Genomic DNA, 24800 nt, shown 5'->3' on the forward strand with positions numbered 1-24800 from the left:
CCACTGCTAGACAAGATCGCAACTTCGCAGGAAGAGTGGGCGCACAGCCCTCGAGAAGGAGGTCGGGATGAACCCCGAAGATCTGCTGGACAAGGCCCGCGCCATGGCCCCGACCCTTCGCGAGCGTGCCTTCGCCGCCGAGCAGGCGCGGCGCATTCCGGAGGAGACCATCGCCGAGCTGAAGTCCGCCGGCCTGTTCCGGACGTTGCAGCCGGCCGCGTACGGCGGCCTCGAGGTCGACCCGCGGGTCTTCATGGAAGCCGCGATGATCATCGGATCGGCCTGCCCGTCAACAGGGTGGGTGTTCGCGGTCGTGGGGGTGCACAACTGGCAGGTCGGGCTCATGCCGCGCCAGGCCCAGGAGGAGGTCTGGGGCACCGACCAGGACGTGCTGATCAGCTCCTCCTACACCCCGCGCGGCCAGGTGGAGATCGTCGACGGTGGCTACCGGCTTTCGGGCCGGTGGTCGTTCTCGTCCGGCTCCGACCACTGCACCTGGGTCATCGTCGGTGGCGCCGCGACCGAACCCGACGGAACGGTGCGCCGGCTGTGCTTCCTGCTGCCCCGCACCGACTACACGGTCGAGGACGTCTGGCACGTCGCGGGCCTGCGCGGCACCGGCAGCAACGACGTGGTGGTGGACAACGCGTTTGTGCCCGAGCACCGCACCCATGCCTTCACCTCGGGCAGCGAGACCAGCACCTCGCCCATCTTCGCGCTGCCGTTCGGCGCGGTGTTCAGCTGGGGCATCACCGCGCCGCTGCTGGGCGCGGCCCAGGGCGCGCTGGACGAGCACATCGCCTGGACGGCCGAGCGCACCCGCATCTCGAAGGGTTCACGGGTGGCCGAGGAGCCATTCTCCCAGGCTCGGGTCGCCGAGGCGGCCGCCGAGCTCGACGGCGCCCGGTTGCAGATGATGCGCGACCTCGGCGAGATGATCGACCTCGCTCGGGACGGCAAGGAGATCCCGCTCGAACTGCGGGTGCGCTGCCGCCTGGACCAGGTGCGGGCGACCCAGCTCGCCGCCTCGGCCGTGGACCGGGTGTTCACCAACTCGGGCGGCCGGGCCCTGCACGAGCGCAATCCGATCCAGCGGGCCTGGCGCGACATCCACGCCGGCAGCCTGCACAACAGCAACGTCGCCGAGCCGATCCTGATGGCCTACGGCGCGATGAAGTTCGGCCTCTCCCTGGCCGAGCAGGGCTTCTGATCTACCACCCACCGTCCCATCGCCAGCAGGAGGAACCGTTGCCTGACGCGCTGTATGACAAGACCACCCGTACCACCACGTTCAACGGGCACCCGCTGCACTACCACGAGCTCGGCTCGGGAACGCCACTCATCCTGCTACACGGCGCGGGCCCCGGCGTCTCGTCGTGGAGCAACTTCTCGGGCAACATCTCCGGCTACGCCGAGCATTTCCGCACCATCCTGGTGGATATGCCGGGGTTCGGAAAGTCGGGTCACCCGGCCGAGTACGACCGCAGCTACCTGCAGTACGCGGCTGACGCCGTGGTGTCCCTGATGGACGAGCTCGGCTTGGAGTCCGCGCACCTGCTGGGCAACTCGCTCGGCGCCTCGGTGGCGGTCCGGTTCGTGCTGGCCCACCCGACGCGGGCCAAGCGGCTGGTGCTGATGGGGCCCGGCTCGGCGCTGTCGATCGGCCTGTTCGCGCCGCGGCCCAGCGAGGGCATCCGCCGGCTGATGGAGTTCAGCCTCGCCGCGGACAAGACTCCCGAGAAGATGGAGGCGTTCCTGCGGTCCATGGTCTACGACCAGAGCCTGGTGACGCCGGAGCTGATCGCCGACCGCTTCCGGACCGCCATCGACCCGGCGGCCGGGGCCGGGCTGAAGGCCATGCAGGTCGCGAACCAGAAGTTCCACACCGAGGGCGAGCTCTGGCGCGAAGCCCACCTGATCAAGCACGAGGTGCTCATCACCTGGGGCCGTGAGGACCGGGTGCAGCCCCTCGACGGCGCATTCGTGGGCTTCCGCCTGCTGGAGAACGCCCGCCTGCACGTGTTCCCGAAGTGCGGCCACTGGGCGATGATCGAGCAGCGCGAGGAGTTCGAGCGCATCACCAAGGACTTTTTCGCGGCCGGCTGAGCCGCTCTCTCCACCTGAACCGAAAGGAACTCTAGCCTTGGACATTCATAGTCTTGGATATGTACGCCTCGAGTCCACCGTGGTCGACGAGTGGCGGACGTTCGCGCACGACGTGCTCGGTGCCGTCGTCACCGACACTCCGGGCGGCGGTCTGCACATCCGCCTCGATGAGCGGCCGATGCGCATCGCCATCGTCCCGGGCAGCCGCGACCGGCTCATCGGGTCGGGCTTCGAGGTCCGCGACGGTGCCACCCTGGCCGCGGCCGTGGCGGAGCTGCAGGCCGCCGGAGTCGCGGTCAAGGAAGGCTCCGCCGAGGAGGCCGACGACCGGAAGGTGGAGCGCTTCGTCGCATTCGACGACCCCAACGGCAACCCGGTCGAGATCTTCTTCAGCCCGGTCGTCGACGGCGACGACGCCCAACTGCCGTTCGGCGGCGGCTTCCTCACCGGAGCCCTCGGCATGGGCCACGTGGTGCTGCCGAGCGCCGACATCGAGGCCGCGTTCGACTTCTACACCCAGGTGATGGGCTTCCGCCACCGCGACTCGATGGCGGTGAAGTTCCCCAACGGGATGACCGTGCGGCTGCGGTTCCTGGGCTGCAACCCGCGCCACCACACCATTGCGCTCACCCAGACCCCGTCGGAGCAGGGCATGCGGCATTTCATGCTGGAGGCCGACAGCATCAAGACGTTCGGGCGCACCTTCGCCCGGGCCCGGGAGGCCGGCGTGCTCAAGACCGAGCTGGGCCAGCATTCCAACGACGAGGTGCTGTCGTTCTACCTGTTCTGCCCCGGCGGGTTCGAGCTGGAGTACGGCGTACACGGCCGCCACGTGGACGACTCGACCTGGCTCACCCGGGACCTGACCGCGTTGAGCTACTGGGGCTACTGGCCCGTCACGAAGCCGGCGGCATGATGATGGACGGTCACCTCAACGGCGCGATCCGGGCCCTGGAAGAGGGCCGGCCGGTGCTGGCGTCCTTCTCCCCCGCCGACCCGGGCAACGCGCAGGCGTTCGCCAACGGACCCTACGACGTGGTCGTGTTCGAGATGGAACACAACCCCTACTCCACCGCGGCGCTGCGAGACAGCCTGCAGTACCTGCTTGACCGCAAGGGCATCCTCGACCGCGGCGACCCGTCGCCCACGGTCACCCCGTTTGTCCGGGTGCCGGCCAACGGCTCCGAGATGAACCAGTTCCTGGCCAAGCAGGCCCTCGACGCGGGCGTCTACGGCATCATCTTCCCGCACGTGAGCACCGTCGAGGAGGCCCGTAACGCCGTCTCCGCCTGCCGCTACCCACGACCGCCGTCGGCACCGCGCTACGAGCCGGCCGGCGTGCGTGGCGACGGCCCGTTCGGCGCCGCCCGCTACTGGGGCATCGACGTGATGGACTACTACCGGCGGGCCGACACCTGGCCGCTGGCCCCGGACGGCGACATCTTCGTGGTCATCATGTGCGAGGAGGTCAAGGCCATCCGCAACCTGCCGGCGATCCTGGCCGAGGTCCAGGGCATCGGCGCGGTGCTGATCGGCGAGGGGGACCTGAGCCAGGACCTCGGGTACCCGCGGGCCTACCAGCATCCCGAGGTGGAGTCCGCGATCGCCGAGGTGCTGGCGATCTGCACTGACGCCGGGGTGCCGGCCGGCATCCCGCACGTCACACCGGCCAATGTGGAGAAACGGCTCGAGCAGGGCTTCCGGTGGCTCATGCCCAACCCGGTGCGCACCAACCAAGCGGTCGACATCGCCAAGGCCTGGTTGGCGAAGAGGAAGGAGGACACACCGTGATCGTCGACGTGCACGGCCACTTCACCCAGGTGCCGGTCCAGCTCGACGCCTACCGCGGCCGGCAGATCGGGCAGCTGAGCCGCCCTCCCCGGGGCAAGGGCGACCCGGGCATCTCCGACGACTCGCTGCGCGAACACCTGCAGCCTCACGTCCGGGAGAACCAGGAACGCGGCATCGACAAAATCATCTTCGGCCCGCGCGCGGGCCTGATGGGGCACGAGTTCGGTCCAGAGTGGATCAGCCGGCACTGGACCGAGGTCAACAACGACCTCATCGCCCGCGCCTGCGCCATGTACCCCGACATGCTCATCCCGGCGTTCCAGCTGCCCCAGAGCCCCGGTGTGGAACCGGCCGCCAGCATCCCCGAGCTGGAGCGCTGCGCCGCCATGGGTTTCGTCAGCCTGCAGCTCAACCCGGACCCGTCCGGCGGCATCGCGCCGCTGAGCCCGTCGCTGTCGGACCGCTCCTGGTATCCGCTCTACGAGAAGATGTGCGAGTACGACCTGGTCGGGCTGATCCACGCGGCCAACACCCGCAACCCGCACCTGCACATGAACGGCGCCCACTACGTCAACACCGACGTGGCCGCCGTGGTCGAGTTGACGACGTCCCGGGTCTTCCAGGACTTCCCCCAGCTGAAACTTGTCATCCCGCACGGCGGTGGCGGCATCCCGTTCCACTGGAACCGGATGCGGGCCATCCATGTCGGGGCCCGGCTGGCGCCGTTCGAGGAGGCCGTCCGCAACATCTACTTTGATCTGTCCACATACGACGCCGAGTCGATCGAGCTCACCATCAAGAAGATGGGCGTCGACAACGTCATGTACGCGAGCGAGATGTGGGGCTCGGCCCAGTTCATCGACCCGGAGACCGGCCGGAAGTTCGACGACACCGTCGGCATGGTCACCGGCATCGACTGGCTCAGCGACGACGACCGGTACAAGATATTCGAAGGCAACGCCCGAAAGCTCTACACCAGGGCGAAGCTGTGAGCGCCCCGGTCATGGACACCAGCGCGATCGCGGATCCGGCGGTCTTCCGTCGCATCCTCGGACACTTCTGCACCGGCATCGTTGTCATCACCGGATACGACGATGCCGGCCCCGTCGGCATGACCTGCCAGACCTTCTCGTCCCTGTCCCTGAACCCGCCGCTGGTCATGTTCAGCCCGGCACGGACATCCACCACGTGGCCACGGCTCCGGGATACCGGCACGTTCGCGGTGAACATCCTCTCCGCCGGACAGCAAGTCCTCAGCCGGGCCTTCGCCGTCACCGGCGCGGACAAGTTCGCCGGTGTCGACTGGTACCGCGGTCACACCGGCTCGCCCATCATCGAGGGCTCGATGGCCCACATCGAGTGCGAGCTGGCCGCCATCTATCCGGGTGGTGACCACGACATCGTGATCGGACGGCCACTGGCGGCGGGCGAGGACCCCTCCCTCTCCCCGCTGTTGTTCTTCCGCAGCGGATACGGCACGTACGAGCCCGCCTGATATTCACCGGGGCCTCGGCCCCGGCCGACCGCTACTTCGGCGAGGTCCCGGTGGCCGGCTGAGCGGCAAGATCGAGTAGCCGGGAGGGATCGCACCTCCCGGCTCTCGAATCGCCGCCGTGCTCGGACGCTGCCTTACGCCTCGGCGGTGACGAGATAGAACGTGAACCCAGCAAGAAACGGCCCCCTCGCCAGACGCTGCAACCACGCCTGGACATCCGCTTCCGCCAGCTCTCCAGCCTGCACGACACGCGCCGAGAGACGCCGCAATCCCAGAATCTGATCTGCCACGTCGAAGTCCCGAAACACCACCGCGACGGCATCGACCGACCTGACTCGGAATCCGGCCTGGGTCGACAGGCGGACCAACTGGCGGCCGACCGTGGTGTTTCGCACCGTCCCCGCAACAAACCGGGCGAAGTGGCGGCTGGTCTGCAGATCATCATCGGCGACCGCGAGGGTGTCCCAATCCGGCTCCGCCATGCCGAACACGCCGCCCGGACGCAGCACCCGGCGGACCTCCGCGATCACCTTTGCGGGATCCGCCGCGTGTTGCAGGACGCGATCCACCTTGGCCCGGTCCACACTGGCATCGGCCAACGGAAGATCATGCGCATCACCCACGCGGAGCTCGACGTTCGGCCGATCGGCCAGCCGGTGACCTGCCTCAGCCAGCATCTTCGGATCGTGGTCAATACCCACGACCGAACCTTCAGACCCGACCGCATCGGCCAATCGAGCCAGATCGGTCCCCGGCCCGCAACCCACATCGACCACCGCATGGCCACGTTGCAGATCAAGGGCACCGACCAAGCGCTGCTTGTAGTCCCGACCCACCGCAGTCCCCGCGGCGGTGTCCATATACGTGATCGGGTCTGGCGCGGCCGTCGCCACCGTGAGCTGACTCATCCACCTACCCAATCACATGGCGAAGCGCTCTTGGTGAAGACATTGTGTGGATATCAGGGTCAGCAGCAGACGCCGGTGATCGCGTCGACCAGCAGATAGCAGTTGAGCCCGCTGATCACGAGCGTGACCGCGAGCATGAGCGCGGTCGTGACGCGGCGGTTGGTCATGTCGCGCATCACTCGGCGGTCTCGCGTGATGATCAGCAGCGGCACCAGCGCGAACGGGATGCCGAACGAGAGCACGATCTGTGAGAGGACCAGCGCGTCTCCGGTGTTCACGGCGAGACCGAGCACAACCAGCGAGGGCAGCATCGTCAGCGCGCGCCGCAGCACCAAGGGGATGCGCCAGTTCATGAAGCCGGCCATCACCACCTGCCCGGCGTAGGTGCCCACGCTGGACGACGAGAGGCCCGAGGCCATCAGCGCGATCCCGAACGCCAGCGCGGCGCCACCGCCCACCATCGTGGCCAGGTTGGCGTGGATGGTACCGAGTTCCCCGGTATCGACGCCTGAGCCGTAGAACAGTGCGGCCGCGATGCACAGCATGGACAGGTTCACCAGTCCGGCGATGCTCAGGCCGAGGAAGACGTCCCAACGGTTGAACCTCAGCAGAGTCCGCCGCTCTCGGAGATCGGCCGCCCGCACCCGGTTCTTCTGCAGCGCGGAGTGCAGGTACACCACGTGCGGCATCACGGTGGCGCCGATGATGCCCACGGTCAGGCTCAGCATGCCGCCACCGTTCACATGCGGCACGAGACCGCCGGCCAGCTGCCGGTAATCCTGGTTCCCCACGGTGAAGAACACGTAGAGCAGCCCAGCCGCCACGAACGCCAGCAGCGCGGTGATGGTGAGCTCGAAGCGACGGTATCCCCGTTGCTCAAGCGCGAGGATGGCGAAGGCGACCACGGCGGTGATCAGTCCGGCCGGCAGCAGGGGTATGCCGAACACCAGGTTCAGCCCGACCGCGGCCCCCACGAACTCGGCGAGGTCGGTCGCCATGGCGACCACCTCGGCCTGCAGCCACAGAACCAGGTTGGCCCGCCGTCCGAACCGTTCGCGGCACAGCTCGGGCAGGCTGCGCCCGGTGGCGAGTCCGGCTTTGGATGTCAGGTACTGCACCAGGATCGCCATCACGTTGGCCATGACAATCACCCAGACCAGGGCGTAGCCGTAGTCGGCCCCCGCCGCGAAGTTCGTCGCGAAGTTCCCCGGGTCGACGTAGGCGACCGAGGCCACGAAGGCCGGTCCGAACATGGCGATTGCGGTGCGCAGCCGGCCGCGACGGCGCAGCGCGTCCAGGGTTGGCGGGGGGAGCTTCTCGGCGGACGTCACGACTCGATCGCAAAGCCCGTGACCACACCGACGACGATGAGCGCGAGCGAGGCGGCCACGCCCACCGGCGCGAAGCGGGCCCACCGTTCGAGGCGGCGCCGGCGGGCCTCGGTGAGGATGATGGCGAGCACGTCTCTGACGTCGGTCCGCCGACCGCGCACGACGATCCGGATGAGCCCGAACTTCAGCATGCCGAGAACGCCCAACCAGATGAGCAGCAGGGCGAAGTCGCGGCTCATGGCTCGAGCTCGATGGAGAGCACCTCGGCCAGGGCCGTCGTGGTGACGGCGACCCCGCGTTCGCGCAACGCATAGATCGCCTTGACATCGTCTTCGACTGCCTGCGAAGGTCGGTGTTCCGCCGTGGTTGACCGGCTCGGCATGGTCGCAACGCTCGGCCAGGCTTTGAAGTTGGCGCGTCTGGGATTCCAGCGCACTGGCATCGGGGTCACTGTATCCGTCCTCATTGGACATAGACGACGAGACGGTGTCTCGCGCTGAGGCCCCGCCAGCCGGGTCGCTGGCGGGGCCTGGCGCAGGGGATCAAGTTCGCGGGACGGGGCCGCGGCGGCCGTGCGTGCCGCCGCGGACCGCGGAACCAACAGCTCAGCGAACGAACGTCTTGCCCCACCAGTTCTTGATCTCGGTGAACTGCGCGTCGGTGAGCTTGGACCAGTCGATGACCTTCACGAGGTGGTCCGGATCCTGAACGGTGCCGGGCACGTTGGGCAGCACGCTCATGGCCCGGCCCTCTCCGTTCAGAATCTGCTGAGCCTCGACGGTTCCCACGAAGTTCAGGAAGAGCAGGCCGGCATTCGGGTGAGGACTGGTCTTGAGCGCGGCGGCGTAGTACGTAAAGCCGACCGTGCCCTCCTTCGGGATCACGTAGTCGATCGGCGCGCCCTTCGCCTTCACCACGATGGCCGCCGAGGGAACGCCGGCGGGCGAGGCCAGCAGTTCACCCGAGCCGATACTCTGCGCGGTCGGCCCGAATCCGTTGTCGATGCGCGGACCCTGGGCGGCGAGCTTGCCGAGGTAGTCGTCGCCGAGCGTGGAGCGCAGGTTGATGAACTCCGCCTGGTGCGCGACCGCGGTCGGCACATTGGGAACACCGAGACGACCCTTGAACTTCGGGTCGAGAAGGTCGCTGTAGGACGGGGCGCTCGACAGCTCCTTGGTGTTGTACATGATCACGTACGGGTTGATGGAGATGGGGACGATGCCCTTGGAAAGGTCATCAGCCGGGTAGCTCGCGAGGTCTGGTCCCTGCGGCGTCCCGAGCAGACCCTGGCTGTTCTTGCCGACGAGGTACTTCCAGTCCGAGTTCGACAGCAGGATGTCGACGCTGGGCTTGCCGGCGGTGAGCTCCTGGTCAAGGCGGATCGCCTGATCAGACGAGATCAGCTTGACGTTGGTGACCTTGATCTCGGGGTACTTCTTCTCGAACGCCGCGATCAGCTGCGAGTTGATCGTGTCGTCGGACGCCATCCACGTCGTTACCGCCCCCTCGGTCTTCGCCGCGGCAACGATCGCATCCCACCCTTTGGAGGTGTCCGCCTGAGTAGGCGCCGGGGTGGAGGAACCGCATGCGGCCGCGACCAGCAGGACCGCAAGCAACGGGAGCAGCTGGGAGTGTCGTAACCGTGGTGGCGCACCTCGGGACAAGCCGGACATTTTGAGCAGTCCCTTCGTTAGGGAGAAAAGGAAAGCAGTGCTATTCGGCGAGGCGGGTGACCGGCCTCTCGCCGGTGGCCGATGTGATGCACGATACATACTACTATAGGAGTTAGCAATGCAGAGAAGTCCGACGGTGCCGGCCGGACCGGCATCCGCCACCGCGCGCCGAAGCGTATAGCGCAGCAGGTAGAGAGATTTTCCTCAGCGAGCTCGGCTTCACAGTGGCACTGGACAGTGTCGCCCAGCCCTCCTCCTCGCTACTATCTACTGTCGAAGTCACCAATCACGGCGCATCGAGGGAAGTGGGCATGGGTCTCCATATGATGTCGAACGGGTCGGCGTCGGCACCGTGGATCACGGTTGGCGAACTCGTCACCGCCCAGGCCGACCGGCTGGGCGACCGCGAGGCGGTCACCTTCACCGGCGAGGCGGCCCTCTCCTACCGCGACATCGAGGAGCGCAGCAACGCTCTCGCCCGTGGCTTCCTGGCGCGCGGCATCCAGCGCGGGGACCGCATCGCGACGGTCCTGTCCAACAGCGCACCGCAACTGCTGACATGGATCGCGGCCATGAAGATCGGCGCGATCGCCGTACCACTCAACACCTCGGTCGGCGCCCAGGACCTCGCCCACGCGGTGCACGAGACCGACCCCGTCGCTCTGATCGTCGGTAGCGAGTACACGGCGACCGTCGGGAGCGTCCTGGCCGCCTCGAGCGGCGACGGCATCAAGCTGCGCGTCCGGTCATCGGACGACGGGCAGCCCTGGGGCGATGTCGTGTTCGACGAGATCTTCGACAGCGACTCCTCCGGCCTGCCGGTCGTGGCCGAGCCCGGTGACACCGCCTGCGTTCTGTTCACCGGAGGCACCACCGGCCTGCCGAAGGCCACGATGCGCACCCACTTCTCGTACCTGTGCGCCGCTGAGCGTTACCGGTTCATCTTCGAGCCACGTCCCGACGATCGGCATCTCTCCACGACCCAGCTCTTCCACTGCGGCGGGCAGGAGATGGGCTTCCTCGGCCCGTTCGCCAGCGGGATTCCCACCATGATGCCGAAGTGGTTCAGCGCGAGCCGGTTCTGGGAAACCGCCGACAACTTCGGCGCGACCATCGGCGAGATCATGGCCACGATGCTGTCGATCCTGCTCAAGGCCGAGCCGTCGCCCCGCGACCGTGAGCACACGTTGCGGCTGGCGATCAGCCGCGGGGACATGGCGGAGTTCGAGCGGCGATTCGGCACGAGGATCGTCAGCACCTACGGGTCGACCGAGACCGGGACGATGTTGTTCAGCAACACGACCGCGCAATCGCGGGCCGGCTCGTCCGGTCATCCCCGCGACTGGGCCGAGGTTCGCATCGCGGGCGAAAACGATGAGCCCCTGGCCACCGGCGAGGTGGGCGAGTTGTTGCTGCGGCCCGCCCTGCCGTACTCGATGTCGCTCGGCTACTACAACCGGCCGGCCGAGACCCTGCAGCGATGGCGCAATTTCTGGATCCACACCGGTGATCTGGCGTACCTGGACGAGGACGGCTGGCTCTACGTCGTCGGCCGGCAGGCGCACTGGATCCGCCGGCGCGGCGAGAACGTGTCGGTGGCCGAAGTCGAGGGGGTCCTCGAGCAGCACCCCACCGTGATCGAGGCGGCCGTCGTTGGCATCCCCTCCGAGCTCGGCGAGCAGGACGTCAGGGCCTACGTGAGCTCGCGCGAGCCGAACCCGAGTCCGGAGTCGCTGACCGACTGGTGCCGGCAACGACTCGCGTACTTCAAGGTTCCGGTCGAGTTCGTCTTCGTGGAGCAGTTGCCCCGCTCCATCACGAAGCGGGAGGTCGAGCGGCACACGCTCATCGAATGGCCCATCGACACGAGCACCGGCGTATCGAGGGCACAGCCCGCGCATCCGGAGGGACCGCACCATGAAGCACTCTGACGTCGTGATCGCCGGGTACGGCGACGCGTACGGGACCGACGAGGACCCCAAGTACACGACCGAGCTCGCGGTCGACGCGTTCCTCGATCTGGTGAACAAGACCGGCATCAGCAGGGACCTCATCGGCGGTGTGTTCAGTGGACGCTCGCCCACGATGGACCTGCGGCCACAGTGGAACAACATCATCAGCAGCTACCTCAAGATCACCCCGGAGTACAGCTCGGAGGTGACCTCGCACGGCGCGGGCGTCAACGCGACCCTCGCCTACGCGTCGGCCTTCGTCTCGGCCGGCATCATCGACTACGCGCTGATCCTCGTCGCCGACAACCCTGGCACGTCCGCGTCGCACATCAAGAAGACGGCCGGCTATGACTCCGACCCCGAGTTCGAGCTGCCGTACGGGCCGACCGTTCCCTCGATCTACGCGCAGGGCGCCTCGCGGTACATGCACGAGTACGGGGTCACGGAGGAAGATCTCGCCCAGGTGGCTGTCGACCATCAGGCATGGGCGGTGCACCATCCGTACTCCGCGAAAGGCCGCAAGGGCGAGATCACGATCGACACCGTGCTGAGGTCGCGGATGATCGCCGACCCGATCAGGCTGTGGAACTCCGCGATCTGGGGTCCGCAGGGCACCGGCGGCGCGCTCCTGGTCACGAGCGCCGAGCGCGCGGCCGACCTGACCGACAAGCCCGTCCGCATCCTCGGCTTCGGCGGCATGAACACGCATGAGTACGCGACCGACCGCATGGCACTACGCGCGTCGCCGTACGACCTCGGGCCACTGCCGAACCTCACCCATACGGGAGCACGCCACGCCGCGCAGCGCGCCTTCAAGATGGCGGGTATCACCGCGTCCGACGTCGGCATGGTGCAGTGCGGCAACAACTTCACGCACATGGCGATGATCTTCATGGAGGACTTCGGCTTCTGCGAGAAGGGCCAGGCGCCCCAGCTCGTCCGGTCGGGACGGCTTCGCCCGGGCGGCGATCTGCCGTGGAACACCAACGGCGGCTGGCTCTCCTTCGGCCAGCCGGGCATCAGCTGCGGCATGGACCCGATCATCGAGGCGGTCCGCCAACTTCGCGGCGAGGCACTCGGCCTGCAGGTCGAGAACCCCGGCATCGCCCTCACCCACGCGGTCGGCGGCATGATGGCCTGCCACCACGTCACCCTGCTCTCGCGCTAAGGACGACACGATGCACTCTGAGGACGAGTTCCGGCCGGTCCCCCGCTACTCACCCGAGGCCGCCCCGTTCTGGGCCGGCCTGCGGGAGGACCGCTTCCGGCATCAGCGCTGCCGGCAGTGCGAGGAGGTCGTGTGGCACCCCCGTTGGCTCTGCCCCTCCTGCCTGTCGAAGGACCTGGGCTGGGAGGACGGGAGCGGGACCGGCTCGATCTACAGCTCGTCGGTGCTCCACCGCGCGCCGTACGCCTATTGGGAGTCCTTCGTGCCGTACGCGCTCGGCATCGTCCGGATGACCGAAGGTCATTACGTGTTCGGCCAGATAGCCCTGACGCCCGAATGGGCCGAGCGGTCGAGCAAGGGATCGATCAGTCTCGCGCTCATCGGCCTCGAGGTCACGGCCCGGATCATCCGGGGTGACGATCCGTCATTCGCGTTCCACCTGACGCCGGCCGACCGGTGACGACACGCGTGCGGGCCGGGGTCGGCTGAGGGCGCGGGCGGGGGTCGGCCGAGGCGGGCCGCCCAGGCGGCGGGAACTGGATTCCTCCCGCCGCCTGGATTCTCTCCCACCTCACCGCAGCTCGACGAGCACGTACTCCTCGTTGACGATGACCGGATACGTCTCCGCGAGGTAGGGCCCCGGCACGCGGCGTGCGCCCTGGGCCTTCGCCGCGGCCTGCTCGACCGCGACCCGTTCCTCGTTCGCGACGATGTCGCCGCCCTGCTCGACACTGACCTGATATGCACGCGTGCGGACATGCTGCGGATCGAACCACGACTGGCCCGTCCGGACGTCGAACTCCCATTGATGCCAAGGGCAGCGGACGACCGACCGCACCGGATCGTATTCGTACACGCCGGGGGCCGGCGACTCCAGCGTTCCGACCATGTTCCCGGCGCAGAGCGGCCCGCCCATGTGGGGGCATCGATTGCGGACGGCGTGGTACGAGCCGGCGACGTTGAACACCGCCACCTCTCGTCCGCCGATCGTCACCAGACGCCGCTCACCCTCGGAGATCTCACCGACCCGCGCCACGATGTATTTAGGCATGCCTCACTCCGCCAGCCGGTACAGCTCGCTCGCGTTGAGCCGCAGGAAACGGTCCTGGGCCGACGGGCTGAGCTTGAGTTTGTGGAGCACCTCGTCCGGCGCGTCGAAGTCCCAGTGCGGATAGTCGCTCGCGAACATCAGCCGGTTCAGCACGGACGGGTACAGGTTCAGCAACTCGGTCAGGCTCGCGGGATCGGCCGGTTCCTCGATCGGCTGGGAGGTCAGCCACACGTGTTCGGCGATGAGCTCGGACGGCTTGCGGCTCACGTGGCCCAGCTCGTCACGGAACTCCTCGAACGCATGGTCCAGCCGCCAGGCCAACGTCGGCAACCACCCGACCCCACCCTCGATGAGGACGAACCGCAGTTCGGGATAGCGCTCGAACACCCCCTCGCAGATGAGACTCGTCAGCTGCGACTGGAACGTCTGCGAGTTGCCGACGTGATCCTCAAGGTAGTACGACGGCCACCCGCATCCGGTGATGGCCGGCCCGCCTGACCCTCCGAAGTGGACACCGATCGGCAGGCCGAACTCGACCGCCGCCTCGTACAGCGGCCAGTAGGCCCGGTTACCCAAGGGCATCGAGGTCCGGATCTGCAGATACACCTGCACGAAGCGGCTGTCACGCGCCACCCGCCGAACCTCGGCCGCCGCCAGGTCGGGGAACTCGTAGGGGACGACGATCGAGCTCCTGAGCCGGGGATCCAGGTCGAGCCAGTCCTGGACCACCCAGTCGTTGGTGGCGCGGGCCAGCGCATCGGCGTACCCGGGATTGCGTGAGTAGGACTTGCCGCCGATGAGCAGGGGCCCGAGGACTCCGTAGCCGAGGTTCCACCGGTCAAGGTAGTGCTCCTGCATGAAGCCCAGGTCGGAGCCGGGCGGTTTGCCGTCGCCCGGCCAGGCGTCCACCCGGGCCGCGCCCGGCGAGGCCCGGGGATAGTAGCTTGCCCCGTGCGGGGGGTTGCCGGCGAACTGCTCGTCATGGCGGCGCCAGCGTTCGCTCATGAAGGGCCACAGCGATTCCCGCGACGGAATGGTCACATGGACATCGCAGTCGATGAATGGCGATGTTCCCACCATGGCCGGTGGCGGTTGTCGTTCTTCGATGGTCAACATTCTCGCGGACCTCCAGTCTGATCTATCTCCACCAATATCGGCGCTACGCCACCAGCGAGTACAACTCGGCCGCCGTGCGGCCCATGATCTGGTCCCGGGTCGGAGCCGGCAGCGGCAGGCCCAAGGCCCGATCGAGGTGCTCGACCGTCGTGTGCGGGAAGTCGGAACCGAACATCAGCACGGAGTCGGCCCACGTTTCACGAAGGAAGAAGTCGAGCACCTGCGGCGAATCCAGCGGCGAATCCAGCGGCAGGATGCCGAACCTCACGTGTTCCCGCACGTATTCGGAGGGCGCCTTGGTCAGCCATGGGACCTCACGGCGAAGCCCCTTCCAGTCCTTGTCCAGCCGCCACAGAAACGCCGGGAGCCAGGTGAAGCCGCTGTCGAACACCGCGACCTTCAGCGTCGGGCAATGCTCGAACAGCCCTTCCGCGATCATGCTCATCAGCTGGGTCTGGGCGTTGGTGGCCATCCCGGTGTACTCCTCGGCGAAGTACGACGGCCATCCGACCGAGGTCGGCGGATTCCCACTCATGCCGCCGTAGTGGAGCCCCACCACCAGGCCCGCCTCCGCCGCGGCCTCGAACAACGGGTAGAAGTCCCGGCGCCCGTACGGGCGTGATGCGCGGACCGGGAGGGTCACCTGGACGAACTCGCCGCGACCCGCGTTGCGCCTGATCTCGGCGGCGGCCAGCGACGGGGTGAAGGTCGGCACCAGCAGCGAACCGCGCAGTGCGGAGTCCTCGCGCAGGCACTCGTTGTAGAGCCAGTCATTGACGGCGGCGGAGATCGCGGCGGCGGCGTCCGGGTTGCGGATCGTGTCCACCGCGTAGGAGCAACTGATCACTCCCAGCGCGGCGCCGGTGTGCTGGAGCGCGGCTCGCGCTCGATGCAGGGCGGGCGAGCCGGCGTCCACGGACTCCGCCCGATGCTGCAGGTTCGGCGGCCAGCTCGACACGGTGGCGCCCGCGAAGCCGGTTGTCTGCAACTGTTCCACCCAGAACGCCGACAGGTACGGATACAACACCCGCACGTCGGGCACTTCGATGTGGATGTCGGCATCGACCGACGGGGGCGCTGGGTTCTGCGAGGACGCCATCGATGTTCCATTCTGTGTGCGTGCCAACGACCGGCGAACTGCTAATTAACTACTTTCGAAGGTACTGACCATCGAACTCGGAAGTCAACCAGCTAAGGCAACTCTTGGAGCGGTGTCGGTGGTCGGTTATGCTGCCTACGACAGTAGGCACTACGCAAGCGACGGACTGGCCACGGGAAGGCGCGAGGTGGGGCGTGAAGGCGTACGAAGCAGTAGCGGCGGCGCTCGCCGGTGAGGTGGGTCGGCCGGTGTTCACGCTGATGAGCGATGACACGGCCAAACTCCTGGTAGCACTGCACGATCGGGGTGCGCCCCTGATCGCCACCCGCCACGAAAGCACCGCGGTGGGCGCGGCCGACGGCTTCTGGCGCAGCACCGCGACCGTCGGCGTCGCTGTGGTCGGGAAGGGGCCCGGCCTGACGAACGCGCTCAACGCTCTGCTCACCGCGGCGAAGGCCGGCAGCGGAGTGCTTGTCGTGACCGGTGGCAGCGCCAGTGGTGAGCGCGGCCGGATCGAGGCACACCAAGGAACGGGAAAGTACATCGAGCAGTCCGCGATGCTGCGCGCCCTCGGCGTCCAGGCCCTGCGGGTGGACGAGCCGCAGCGGCTGTCCCAGACGGTCAGCGAGGCGTTGATCCAGGCCGCTCGCGGAGCCACGGTCGTGCTCGAGATCGCCTCCGACGTGCTCAACTCGGCCGAGGTGGCGCCGATAACGGGCGAGCCGGTGCCGGCCGAGCAGCCGGCCGTGGCCGAAGCGGAGATCGCGGAGCTGTGCGAGGTGCTCACGGCCGAGGGCGCGGCCAACCGGGTCGTGCTTCTCGCCGGCCGCGGCGCGGTCCGGTCGGGCGCGGGTCCGTTGCTGGCGTCGCTGGCCGACCGCCTGGGCGCGGCACTGGCGACGACCCTGCCGGCGCGCGGCCTCTTCCACGGACATCCGCGCGATGTCGGCGTGGTCGGGACGTATGCGACGCCGGCCGCGACCGACCTGGTCAGCCGGGCCGACCTGGTGCTCGCGTTCGGCGCCTCGCTCAACCAGTTCACCACGTACAAGGGATCCATCTTCGGCCGGGCCCACCTGGTGCAGATCGACACCGACCTCCGCGCCTTCGGGCGCCACACCGCGGTCGAGATGGAGATCCGGGGCGACGCCGCCGCCACAGCCCGGCGACTGCTCGACGAGCTGCCGATCGGGGGCAAGCGCGGATATCCGACCCGCGCCGACGGGAACCTCGTGGAGAATCCCCCGATCCGGTTCACCGACCGGAGCACTCAAGGCAGCCTGGATCCGCGCACCGTCATGGCCGCGCTCGATGCCGCGCTACCGGCCGATCGCACCGTGGTCATCGAGCCCGGCAACCACTCGGCGTTCAGCTTGCCCGCCCTGGCGGTGACCGCGCCGGATCGCTTCATCGCCCCATGGGAGTACTCCTCGATCGGCACCGGCCTGGGACCCGCCATCGGCGCCGCCGTGGCGCACCCGTCGCGCACGACGGTGCTGTGTGTCGGCGACGGCGGCTGGACCATGACCAGCAACGACCTTGACACCGCGGTCCGCCACCGGCTCCCGTTGGTGATCGTTGTCAGCGACGACGGTGGCTTCGGCTCCGAGGCGCACTATCTGAGGCTGCACGGACTGCCCGCGGACCTCGCCTACTACGCCAACCCGTCGTTCGTGCAGGCTGCCCGGGCGATCGGGGCGGCCGGTCTGGACGTCAGCACACCCGACGACGTGCAACGGTTGCCCGCAATGGTGGGCCGGCATCTGGGCGACGGCCCTGTGCTGCTGCACTGTCGCATGGATCCCCAGGCCCGGGGAGACTGGATCGACTTCGCCTTCGGTCCCGCCGTGCCGGTCGCCACCGGAGCGCGATGATGGACGCACCAGTGCTTCGCCTTACCGGCGACCGCAAGCCCCAGAACATCGAGGACTATCGGGCGCTGGCTCGTCGGCGGCTGCCCAGCATGGCGTGGGCCTACATCGACGGCGGGTCCGAAGACCAGCTCACGTTGCGCGCCAACCGCGACGCGTTCGCGCGCTACTCGCTGCGCAGCCACGTGCTCAGCGGCCACAAACCCACCGACATCGGCGTCGACCTGTTCGGCACGCGGTTGGACCTGCCGATCCTGTTGGCCCCGACCGGTTTCAGCGCACTGGCCCATTGGACCGGTGAGTTGGCCGCCGCGCGCGCCGCCGAGAAGGCCGGAACCAGGGCCATCCTCAGCACCGCCGCGAGCTACTCTCCGGAGGAGATCGCTCAGGGCACGGAGCAGGACCACTGGTACCAGCTCTATCCGTGGGTCAACCCGGCGACCGGCGATCGGGAACTCGTCAGCTCGCTGCTGCGCCGGGCCGAGCGCAGCGGCTTCGCGGCGCTGGCCATCACCGTCGATGTGCCGGTGGTCGGCAACCGCGAGGGCGAGCGACGGGTCGGCATGGGCCTGCGGCCGGTCGTCACGCCCGGACGACTGGCGAGCGCGCTGATCCGTCCGAAGTGGACAACGAACTTTCTGCTCCATCGCCGCGTCGGCGCCCGTGCACTGGTGGACGGCGGCGGAACCGGGTCGGCCGTGCGCTCGGCCCGCGTCCAGCATTACCACATGCGGCCGGAGCTCAACTGGGACGACTTGGCCTGGGTGCGCGACAACTGGCAGAAACCGATGTTGATCAAGGGTGTTCTCGACCCCGACGACGCGCAGCGCGCGGTCGATCTCGGGCTCGACGGAGTCATCGTCTCCAATCACGGCGGGCGCCAGCTCGACGGCGCGCCCGCCTCGCTCGACGCGCTGCCGGCCATCGCCGAACGCCTCCAGGGCCGCGTGCCGATCATCCTGGACTCCGGTGTCCGACGCGGGGTCGACGTGATCAAGGCGCTCAGCCTCGGTGCCACCGCGGTCGCCATCGGCCGGCCTTACCTGTACGGACTCGCGGTCGGCGGCGAGCGGGGCGTGCGTGACGTCCTGGAGATCCTGCGCGCCGAGGTCCTGCGTGCCTTGACCTTGATGGGCCGCCCCGGCCTGTCGTCATTGAGCCGTGACAGCCTGATCGACTCCCCCGGCCTGCGCTGATACCTCGGCCCCGTCGGTGGGGCCGAGGTATCAGCGATCGGTATCAGAGATCGAGGACGAGCAGGGGCGTCCGTGAACGGGAGCAGCAGATCATCATGCTCTCGTTGGACTCCCGCTCGGAGGGCGTCAGGACCCGGTCCCGATGGTCCGGGACACCTTCGAGCACGTACGTCTCACAGGTGCCGCAGGTCCCCTCACGGCAGGACGTGACCACGTCGACCCCGGCCTGTTCCAGCGCGTCCACGATGGTCTGGCCGGCTCCCACCGTGACCGTGATCCCGGTGCGGTCCAGCTCGACCTCAAACTCGTCGCCCTCGATGGAGGCCTCGTTGTGGAAGAACTCGCGGTGGACCGGCATCCCGGCCGCCGCGCCGATCCGCTCGATCTGCTCGATCATGCGGGTCGGCCCACAACAGTAGACGGCGGCGGCCCGGTCCAGACCCACGAGCGCGTCGAGGTCGGCCGGGCCGTGCGAGTCCTTGGGCCACAGCTGCACGGAGTCGCCGAACGCTTCGAGCCGATCGGCGTACGCCATCTCCGAGCGGCTTCGTCCTAAGTAGACAAGGCGCCACGGGATCTCGGCGCGGCACGCCTGAACCACCATCGGCAGGATGGCCGTCACGCCGATGCCACCCGCGACGAAGACGTACCGCTCGGCCGTCACCAGCGGGAACCGATTGACCGGCGTGGTCACCGACAGCGTCTGCCCGACGACGAGCCGCTCGTGCACGTAGGCGGACCCGCCGCGGCTGTCGTCCTCGCGGAGCACAGCCAACCGCCACTGCCGATCGGCCGGGTCCCCGCACAACGAGTACGACCGGATCAGACCGCCCGGCAACTCCACGTCGACATGAGCACCCGGGCTCCAATCGGGCAGTGGGTCGGCGCCGATCGGCTCAAGTGTGAGCTCGACTACGCGCTGTGCGACCGACCGGATCGACGACACCACGACCGCATGCGGAGCGGGCCGAAGGCCCGGATCTGTCAGTACCTGAGCCACCGTGAGATCGAGCCCTTCGCGTTCAGAGTTCCAGGTTCCGGCCGCCGCGCATGCCGAGCACGACCGCCGCGCACACCGCCGAGATCGCGACCATGATGAGCGCCAACGCGGCCACCTGTGGATAGATGCCCGTGGTGTACGCGTCGTACAGCTTCGTCGACAGGACCTGGATGGGTCCGGTCTTGAGCGCCGATGAGGCGGCGAACTCGTGGGACATGAGCACCAGCATCAGCAACGCGCTCGACGCGAGTGATCCCCGCAGCAACGGGAGCACGATGCGCACCAGAGCCCCGAAGGCCGACGCGCCCGAGACCCTGGCGGCGTTCTCCAAGCTGTCGGGGATGCGGGAGAGCCCGCTGACCACCATGCGCAGGCCGAAGATGAGGTAGAGATACACATAGGCGATCACAAAGATCGTCGTGGTTCCGTAGAGGCTCAGGAAACCCAGACCGTAGGAGATCAGAATTGCCAGGCCGATGACGATGCCCGGCGTCGCGACCGGGAGATTGAGCACAAAATCAAGCACCCGCGCGACCCGCGACCGGCTCCTGGTGAGGTACAGGCCCACGAGGACCGACAACACCAGCGCCACCACCATGCCGATCAGCGTCACCTGCAACGTCGTCACGATCGAGTCGACGAAGGCCCGGTTGTCGAAGACCTGGGTGTAGGAGTCGAAGGTCATCGTCGAGAAGTTGATCTCCCCCCGCCAGTACGGGGACAGCGACACCAGGACCAGCGCGACCAGTGGCGGCACGATGGCGAGGGTCACGTACAGGGCCGGAAAGATGACGAAGGCCCGTCTCGGCAGCCTGGCCCGGCTCGCGCCTCGGCTGATGCTCTGGTAGCGCCGCATGCTTCCCAGCGATCGGCGCTGCACGGCCACCACCACGACCGCGGCGACGAGCAACGGCAGTGCCAGAAGCGCGGCACTGTCGACGTTGGGCGGCGACCCGGCCATGAACGTGTACATCACCGTTGTAATGACGTCGACCTTGGCCGTCACGCCGAGCAGGAGCGGCGCGGCGAACTGACCAAGCCCGAGGAGCAGGCAGATGCCGACCGAGTAGTACAGGGCGGGCCGGATGCTCGGCAGCACAACGCGCAGCTGACTGCCCAACCAGCCGGCGCCGAAGACGCGCGCCGACAGTTCCAGCGTCGCGTCCGACTCCCGCAGTGCGGTGCTGACGAAGAGGAACACGTACGAGATCAGGTACATCGCCGTGATCAGGATGATCCAGGTCAGCGAGTAGATGTTGAACGGACCCCGGTTCGTCTCCATCCCGAACAGTTTGCGGATGAGGACGTTGCCGTAGCCGATGGTCGGAGCGAACACGAAGATCCAGCCGACGACCGCGGCGACGGGCGGCAGGAAGATCGGCAGTGTGCAGAGGATCTGGGCGGCGTTGTACCAACGACGCGGAAGATTGGCCACGCACAGCGCGAGCAACACCCCGGCCACCAGGGCGATGATGACGCAGCCGAGCGCCAGCAACACCGTATAGAGCAAGGCCCGGCCCATCGTCGGCTCGTCGACGATGGCCTGCCACGCCGCGGGCAGGTTCTGCGAGGACCGCACCACGATCGCGATGAGCGGGTAGGCCACCGTGGCGATGGCGACGAGCCCGAGTAGATGGATACCCCGGGTCGGTAGCAGCCGGGCGACCGTGCGCGGCCGACTCGCTGTGGCGGCGGCCTGCGACTCCACCGGAACGACGTCCGCGTCGGGCGACCGCGAAACCTGTGAGCCCATCCACTCCTCCATTGAACAGGACAACGCGCGGCACGTACGATAGTAAATACCTTAGTAGTTAGGACCGTAGCAGTGGCCACCCGCAAGGTCAATCGTGCCGGCCGGTCCCGGATAGTGAAGAGGTCTGGCATGCGCATCGCCCGTCTCAGCTCCGCCGGCTACGCGTACGCATTCGGCGACGACGCCTGGGTCACGTCGACGGATCTGGGTCTGCAGACCCGGTCGCTGGAGTCGGTGGCGTCGGCGCTGCCGTTGATCCGGTCAGGTCTGACCGGCACGACAACGCCGGCCGTCGCCGCGAATCGTCGCTACGAATGCCCCGTGACGCCGGGCGGCTCGATCCTCGGCATCGGGCTGAACTACCACAGCCACATCAAGGAGACCGGCCGCGCCGTGCCCTCCGAGCCGTCCGCCTTCGGAAAGCTCGGCAACGCCCTCTCCGGACCCTTCGACGACATCATCGTTCCGACGGCGGTCACCACGCAGGTCGACTACGAATGCGAGTTGGCCGTGGTCGTCGGGCGTCCGGCGCACCGCCTGACGCCGGCCAATGCGCTGAGCGTGGTGCTCGGCTACTGCGTGGCCAATGACGTCACCGCACGGGATCTGCAACAGCGCCACTCTCAGGTCACGCTCTCCAAGAGCATCGACACCTTCTGCCCCATGGGCCCCTACATCACGACCGCTGACGAGATCGCGGACCCGCAGGATCTCCAGCTGCGCACCTACGTCAACGGCGAGCTGCGGCAGGACTCGTCGACTCGCGACATGGTGTTCAGCGTCGCCGATCTCATCTCGCGAATTTCCGCATCAATCACGCTGCGCCCCGGCGACGTCATACTCACCGGCACCCCGGCCGGCGTCGGTTTCGCCATGAACCCCGCCACCTACCTCGCCGACGGCGACGTTGTGCGCTGTGAGATAGAGGGGCTTGGCCACATCGAGAACCGTGTCGTGTTCGGCTGAGACGGACCGGACCGCCCTCGCGGCAGCGGTAGATCTCCGTCATCGGCAGGTGCGGCTGCGGATACCAATCAGCCAACGACCAGGCGGAATCCCGCCGTCAGGCCGTGCGGCGCCCTTCCTGGGCGCCGCTTCGGGGAGGTTCGAGCGCGGGATCGACCATGCCCTCCAGCCCGGGCGACTACCTACGCGGCAGTGACGGCGGTCGGTCGGATTTTGTGATCGCCGGCGTGGGTCGGATCGCCGGGATAGATCCGGGCGTCGCCCGGCTCGATCACCAGGCGGACGCGGTCCCCCGGATCGACGTTCACCAGTTGCACCGCGCGCCGGATCCTCAGCTGACTGTCACGGCCATCGCGCACCACCGTGAGCTCCACGGCCGCTCCCGCGAAGCGCTTCGAGAGCACGACGCCTTCGCCATCGGGATCACGCTCGAGCCCGATGCGCTCCGGGTAGGCCGTCACCACCGCGTCGGCGCCCTTGCTCAGCCCCTCGGGGGTGCCGGCCGAGCGGATCAGCCCGAACTCGCTCTCCACCAGCGCGTACTCGTTCTCGACGCCGACGAAGGACCCGGCCCAGGAGTTCGCGCCGAGGAACGAGGCGACGTACTCCGATCCCGGCTGGTGGTAGACCTCGCTCGGAGAGCCGATCTGCTCGACCTTGCCCTCCCGGAGCACGAGCAGCACGTCGGCCAACCCGTACGCCTCGGCCTGGTCGTGGGTTACATACACGCCCGTGAAGCCGATCTCGGCGTGCAACAGGGCAAGTTCGTCGCGCAGTTCCAGCCGCAACTCGGCGTCGAGGTTACTGAGCGGTTCATCGAAGAGGATCACCGATGGGCGACCGACCAGGGTTCGCGCCAGCGCGATGCGCTGCTGCTGGCCACCGCTGAGTTCGTGCGGATACCGCTTCGCGTAGTCCTGGCAGCGAACGAGGCGAAGGATCTCGTGGACGCGAGGCGCGATCTCCGCCCGGGGCAGCTTGTTGCGGCGCAGGGGAAAGGCGACGTTGTCAAAGACCGTCATGTGGGGCCAGAGTGCGTACGACTGGAAGACCATGCCCAGCTGGCGGTCCTCGGGCTTGAGGTTGACGCCCCGCGCCTTGTCGTAGAGCACCTTGTCACCGACCGTGATCGTCCCACCCGTCGGTGTGACCAGGCCCGCGATCGTGTTGAGGATCGTGCTCTTGCCACAGCCGCTCGGCCCGAGGAGCACCCCAAACGCGCCCGAGGCGATCTCGATGTCGACGCCGTTGACGGCGACGACCGGATCGTGCTTCCTGGCGGCGTACGCGACTTCGAGTCCCCGAATGCGGACCGGCTGACTCATCGACACTCCTTGTCTCCGGCGCTTGACACGGCATCGCCGCCTGCTACCTCCCGACGGAGTTAGTGGCAACCACTATAGGGTCGGCTCACACGCGGGTCAACGACCTGGCGACCGTAAAGCCCGGCTGACCTGGACATCCGATGCACGCGACCTATTCGGCGTGAATGACCTACTAATGGTAGTACTACGGGTGCGTTACGATCCGTCGGGACAGGCGGCCGGCGGCGATGAGCCGCTCAGTCGCGGAATCACCGGCTACGGCCCTGCAAGACCTTCTCGATCGCGACAGCCGTTCCGGCGTGGGCAGCTCAGGAGCGTTGTGTCGCGGGCTGGGGTGGGTGATTCCGGGCCGGATGGAACCGATCGCGGCTGCTGTGCGCCTGCAGGCCAGCGCGGGGTGCTCGACGCGGCGTTCTCCCCCGACGGCAGAACACTGGCCGTCCAGGTCGGCACCGAGCTGCGCCTGCTCACCGCCGGCGGCGGGAGCACGGTCGTCCCGCTGCCGGGCAGGCACCGGCTCGGCGGGCCGGCCGCCTGGTCGCCCGACGGCAGCCGGCTCGCGCTCTGTCGGATGGCCGCGGGCAGCCCGTCCTGGGCCGCCGGATATTGGGCGCCGGACGGGCTGGCGGTCCTCGACCTGCCCACCAGGGTGTCCACGCCGCTCGACACCAACGCGACCGCGATCCTCGGTTGGCAGGGCGCCGAACTGTTGGCAGCCAACCACGACACGATCGTCTCGGTGCCACCGACCGGGTCGGCCCGGGTCCTCGCCCGGCTCCAGCCCGGCAACGACCACTGGATCAACACGGTGCAGTTGGCGACCGCCCGTGCCGGCGACCTTCAGGCACGCGACACCGGCGTCGATCGCGGCCCGTGGCCGTGGTGGCTGCGAGTGCTCACCGTCGGGCTGCTCATCCTCGCAGGCGGCGTCGTACTCATGGCGCTACGCCGCCGACGGGCTCATTGACGCCCCGCCTCACGCAATCTTCAGTCGGGCGT

The 24800-nt window shown here is 68.0% G+C and carries 24 protein-coding genes; 13 read left to right on the forward strand and 11 right to left on the reverse strand.

All coding sequences use genetic code 11. From position 1 onward, the window contains the following. Positions 1-67 precede the first annotated feature (67 nt). Genes hsaA through Dfulv_RS33655 form a run of 6 tightly spaced genes read left to right on the forward strand, consistent with a single transcriptional unit; the run spans position 68 to position 5392 of the window. On the forward strand, positions 68-1210 hold the full coding sequence (gene hsaA, locus Dfulv_RS33630; protein ID WP_259857838.1) for a 3-hydroxy-9,10-secoandrosta-1,3,5(10)-triene-9,17-dione monooxygenase oxygenase subunit: 1143 nt from the start codon (positions 68-70) through the stop codon (positions 1208-1210). Positions 1211-1248: 38 nt separating this feature from the next. Beyond that, on the forward strand, positions 1249-2106 hold the full coding sequence (locus Dfulv_RS33635) for an alpha/beta fold hydrolase (protein WP_259857839.1): 858 nt from the start codon (positions 1249-1251) through the stop codon (positions 2104-2106). A gap of 37 nt (positions 2107-2143) precedes the next feature. Continuing rightward, the gene (locus Dfulv_RS33640; protein WP_259857840.1) at positions 2144-3022 is read left to right on the forward strand and encodes a VOC family protein; all 879 of its coding nucleotides are present in this window, start codon (positions 2144-2146) and stop codon (positions 3020-3022) included. Then, on the forward strand, positions 3019-3897 hold the full coding sequence (locus Dfulv_RS33645) for an HpcH/HpaI aldolase family protein (protein WP_259857841.1): 879 nt from the start codon (positions 3019-3021) through the stop codon (positions 3895-3897). Before Dfulv_RS33640 ends, Dfulv_RS33645 begins: the two co-directional genes overlap by 4 nt. Next, on the forward strand, positions 3894-4889 hold the full coding sequence (locus tag Dfulv_RS33650; RefSeq protein WP_259857842.1) for an amidohydrolase family protein: 996 nt from the start codon (positions 3894-3896) through the stop codon (positions 4887-4889). The genes Dfulv_RS33645 and Dfulv_RS33650 overlap by 4 nt, the downstream gene beginning before the upstream one ends. Further along, the gene (locus Dfulv_RS33655; RefSeq protein WP_259857843.1) at positions 4886-5392 is read left to right on the forward strand and encodes a flavin reductase family protein; all 507 of its coding nucleotides are present in this window, start codon (positions 4886-4888) and stop codon (positions 5390-5392) included. Before Dfulv_RS33650 ends, Dfulv_RS33655 begins: the two co-directional genes overlap by 4 nt. Before the next feature lie 134 nt (positions 5393-5526). Here Dfulv_RS33655 and Dfulv_RS33660 read toward each other — a convergent pair whose 3' ends face one another. From Dfulv_RS33660 to Dfulv_RS33680, 5 genes are all read right to left on the reverse strand, one after another. Beyond that, on the reverse strand, positions 5527-6300 hold the full coding sequence (locus tag Dfulv_RS33660; protein WP_259857844.1) for a methyltransferase domain-containing protein: 774 nt from the start codon (positions 6298-6300) through the stop codon (positions 5527-5529). A gap of 59 nt (positions 6301-6359) precedes the next feature. Further along, on the reverse strand, positions 6360-7631 hold the full coding sequence (locus Dfulv_RS33665; RefSeq protein WP_259857845.1) for an Nramp family divalent metal transporter: 1272 nt from the start codon (positions 7629-7631) through the stop codon (positions 6360-6362). Further along, positions 7628-7870: a hypothetical protein gene (locus Dfulv_RS33670; protein WP_259857846.1), complete on the reverse strand. Its 243-nt coding sequence runs from the start codon at positions 7868-7870 to the stop codon at positions 7628-7630. The genes Dfulv_RS33665 and Dfulv_RS33670 overlap by 4 nt, the downstream gene beginning before the upstream one ends. Next, positions 7867-8073, reverse strand: coding sequence for a helix-turn-helix domain-containing protein (locus tag Dfulv_RS33675; RefSeq protein WP_259857847.1), 207 nt, complete (start codon positions 8071-8073; stop codon positions 7867-7869). The genes Dfulv_RS33670 and Dfulv_RS33675 overlap by 4 nt, the downstream gene beginning before the upstream one ends. A 163-nt stretch (positions 8074-8236) precedes the next feature. Next, the gene (locus Dfulv_RS33680; protein WP_259857848.1) at positions 8237-9118 is read right to left on the reverse strand and encodes an ABC transporter substrate-binding protein; all 882 of its coding nucleotides are present in this window, start codon (positions 9116-9118) and stop codon (positions 8237-8239) included. 410 nt (positions 9119-9528) lie between these two features. Here Dfulv_RS33680 and Dfulv_RS33685 point away from each other — a divergent pair, with 410 nt between their 5' ends. The 3 genes from Dfulv_RS33685 to Dfulv_RS33695 are packed head-to-tail and all read left to right on the forward strand — an operon-like array spanning position 9529 to position 12884. After that, on the forward strand, positions 9529-11235 hold the full coding sequence (locus Dfulv_RS33685; protein WP_259857849.1) for an AMP-binding protein: 1707 nt from the start codon (positions 9529-9531) through the stop codon (positions 11233-11235). Continuing rightward, the gene (locus Dfulv_RS33690) at positions 11222-12424 is read left to right on the forward strand and encodes a thiolase family protein (protein ID WP_259857850.1); all 1203 of its coding nucleotides are present in this window, start codon (positions 11222-11224) and stop codon (positions 12422-12424) included. Before Dfulv_RS33685 ends, Dfulv_RS33690 begins: the two co-directional genes overlap by 14 nt. A gap of 10 nt (positions 12425-12434) precedes the next feature. After that, positions 12435-12884 carry a Zn-ribbon domain-containing OB-fold protein gene (locus tag Dfulv_RS33695; RefSeq protein ID WP_259857851.1) on the forward strand — a complete coding sequence of 150 codons (450 nt, stop codon included), beginning with the start codon at positions 12435-12437 and terminating at the stop codon, positions 12882-12884. Positions 12885-12995: 111 nt separating this feature from the next. Here Dfulv_RS33695 and Dfulv_RS33700 read toward each other — a convergent pair whose 3' ends face one another. The 3 genes from Dfulv_RS33700 to Dfulv_RS33710 form a co-directional block, all read right to left on the reverse strand. Beyond that, entirely contained in the window at positions 12996-13475 is a 480-nt protein-coding gene (locus Dfulv_RS33700; RefSeq protein WP_259857852.1) for a Rieske (2Fe-2S) protein, read from the reverse strand. Between the two features lie 3 nt (positions 13476-13478). Continuing rightward, positions 13479-14480, reverse strand: coding sequence for an amidohydrolase family protein (locus Dfulv_RS33705; RefSeq protein ID WP_259857853.1), 1002 nt, complete (start codon positions 14478-14480; stop codon positions 13479-13481). Between the two features lie 154 nt (positions 14481-14634). After that, positions 14635-15690 carry an amidohydrolase family protein gene (locus tag Dfulv_RS33710; protein WP_259857854.1) on the reverse strand — a complete coding sequence of 352 codons (1056 nt, stop codon included), beginning with the start codon at positions 15688-15690 and terminating at the stop codon, positions 14635-14637. A gap of 194 nt (positions 15691-15884) precedes the next feature. On the opposite strand from Dfulv_RS33710, the gene Dfulv_RS33715 reads away from it, so the two are divergent. Continuing rightward, on the forward strand, positions 15885-17564 hold the full coding sequence (locus tag Dfulv_RS33715) for a thiamine pyrophosphate-binding protein (RefSeq protein WP_259857855.1): 1680 nt from the start codon (positions 15885-15887) through the stop codon (positions 17562-17564). Between the two features lie 89 nt (positions 17565-17653). Then, positions 17654-18757 carry an alpha-hydroxy acid oxidase gene (locus Dfulv_RS33720; protein ID WP_259868567.1) on the forward strand — a complete coding sequence of 368 codons (1104 nt, stop codon included), beginning with the start codon at positions 17654-17656 and terminating at the stop codon, positions 18755-18757. A gap of 43 nt (positions 18758-18800) precedes the next feature. Here Dfulv_RS33720 and Dfulv_RS33725 read toward each other — a convergent pair whose 3' ends face one another. Continuing rightward, positions 18801-19757 carry a PDR/VanB family oxidoreductase gene (locus Dfulv_RS33725; RefSeq protein ID WP_259857856.1) on the reverse strand — a complete coding sequence of 319 codons (957 nt, stop codon included), beginning with the start codon at positions 19755-19757 and terminating at the stop codon, positions 18801-18803. 22 nt (positions 19758-19779) lie between these two features. Further along, complete coding sequence (locus Dfulv_RS33730) at positions 19780-21510, reverse strand: ABC transporter permease (RefSeq protein WP_259857857.1); 1731 nt, start codon at positions 21508-21510, stop codon at positions 19780-19782. A gap of 72 nt (positions 21511-21582) precedes the next feature. Between Dfulv_RS33730 and Dfulv_RS33735 the strand changes: the two genes are divergently transcribed. Further along, positions 21583-22476: a fumarylacetoacetate hydrolase family protein gene (locus Dfulv_RS33735; RefSeq protein ID WP_259857858.1), complete on the forward strand. Its 894-nt coding sequence runs from the start codon at positions 21583-21585 to the stop codon at positions 22474-22476. 182 nt (positions 22477-22658) lie between these two features. Here Dfulv_RS33735 and Dfulv_RS33740 read toward each other — a convergent pair whose 3' ends face one another. Further along, the gene (locus Dfulv_RS33740; protein WP_259857859.1) at positions 22659-23801 is read right to left on the reverse strand and encodes an ABC transporter ATP-binding protein; all 1143 of its coding nucleotides are present in this window, start codon (positions 23799-23801) and stop codon (positions 22659-22661) included. 397 nt (positions 23802-24198) lie between these two features. Here Dfulv_RS33740 and Dfulv_RS33745 point away from each other — a divergent pair, with 397 nt between their 5' ends. After that, complete coding sequence (locus Dfulv_RS33745) at positions 24199-24768, forward strand: TolB-like translocation protein (protein WP_259857860.1); 570 nt, start codon at positions 24199-24201, stop codon at positions 24766-24768. Positions 24769-24800: the final 32 nt, after the last annotated feature.

Origin of the sequence: Dactylosporangium fulvum (genome assembly GCF_025137375.1) — a bacterium.
Lineage (GTDB): Bacteria > Actinomycetota > Actinomycetes > Mycobacteriales > Micromonosporaceae > Dactylosporangium > Dactylosporangium fulvum.

Excerpts from the sequence above, each read along its gene's own strand:
- Dfulv_RS33660 (WP_259857844.1), bottom strand. The coding sequence starts at position 6,300 with ATGAGTCAGCTCACGGTGGCGACGGCCGCGCCAGACCCGATCACGTAT.
- Dfulv_RS33740 (WP_259857859.1), bottom strand. The coding sequence starts at position 23,801 with ATGAGTCAGCCGGTCCGCATTCGGGGACTCGAAGTCGCGTACGCCGCC.
- Dfulv_RS33680 (WP_259857848.1), bottom strand. The coding sequence starts at position 9,118 with ATGGCGTCCGACGACACGATCAACTCGCAGCTGATCGCGGCGTTCGAG.
- Dfulv_RS33695 (WP_259857851.1), top strand. The coding sequence starts at position 12,435 with ATGCACTCTGAGGACGAGTTCCGGCCGGTCCCCCGCTACTCACCCGAG.
- Dfulv_RS33645 (WP_259857841.1), top strand. The coding sequence starts at position 3,019 with ATGATGATGGACGGTCACCTCAACGGCGCGATCCGGGCCCTGGAAGAG.
- hsaA (WP_259857838.1), top strand. The coding sequence starts at position 68 with ATGAACCCCGAAGATCTGCTGGACAAGGCCCGCGCCATGGCCCCGACC.
- Dfulv_RS33670 (WP_259857846.1), bottom strand. The coding sequence starts at position 7,870 with ATGAGCCGCGACTTCGCCCTGCTGCTCATCTGGTTGGGCGTTCTCGGC.
- Dfulv_RS33720 (WP_259868567.1), top strand. The coding sequence starts at position 17,654 with ATGGCGTGGGCCTACATCGACGGCGGGTCCGAAGACCAGCTCACGTTG.
- Dfulv_RS33690 (WP_259857850.1), top strand. The coding sequence starts at position 11,222 with ATGAAGCACTCTGACGTCGTGATCGCCGGGTACGGCGACGCGTACGGG.
- Dfulv_RS33700 (WP_259857852.1), bottom strand. The coding sequence starts at position 13,475 with ATGCCTAAATACATCGTGGCGCGGGTCGGTGAGATCTCCGAGGGTGAG.
- Dfulv_RS33710 (WP_259857854.1), bottom strand. The coding sequence starts at position 15,690 with ATGGCGTCCTCGCAGAACCCAGCGCCCCCGTCGGTCGATGCCGACATC.
- Dfulv_RS33730 (WP_259857857.1), bottom strand. The coding sequence starts at position 21,510 with ATGGGCTCACAGGTTTCGCGGTCGCCCGACGCGGACGTCGTTCCGGTG.
- Dfulv_RS33705 (WP_259857853.1), bottom strand. The coding sequence starts at position 14,480 with ATGAGCGAACGCTGGCGCCGCCATGACGAGCAGTTCGCCGGCAACCCC.
- Dfulv_RS33675 (WP_259857847.1), bottom strand. The coding sequence starts at position 8,073 with ATGCCAGTGCGCTGGAATCCCAGACGCGCCAACTTCAAAGCCTGGCCG.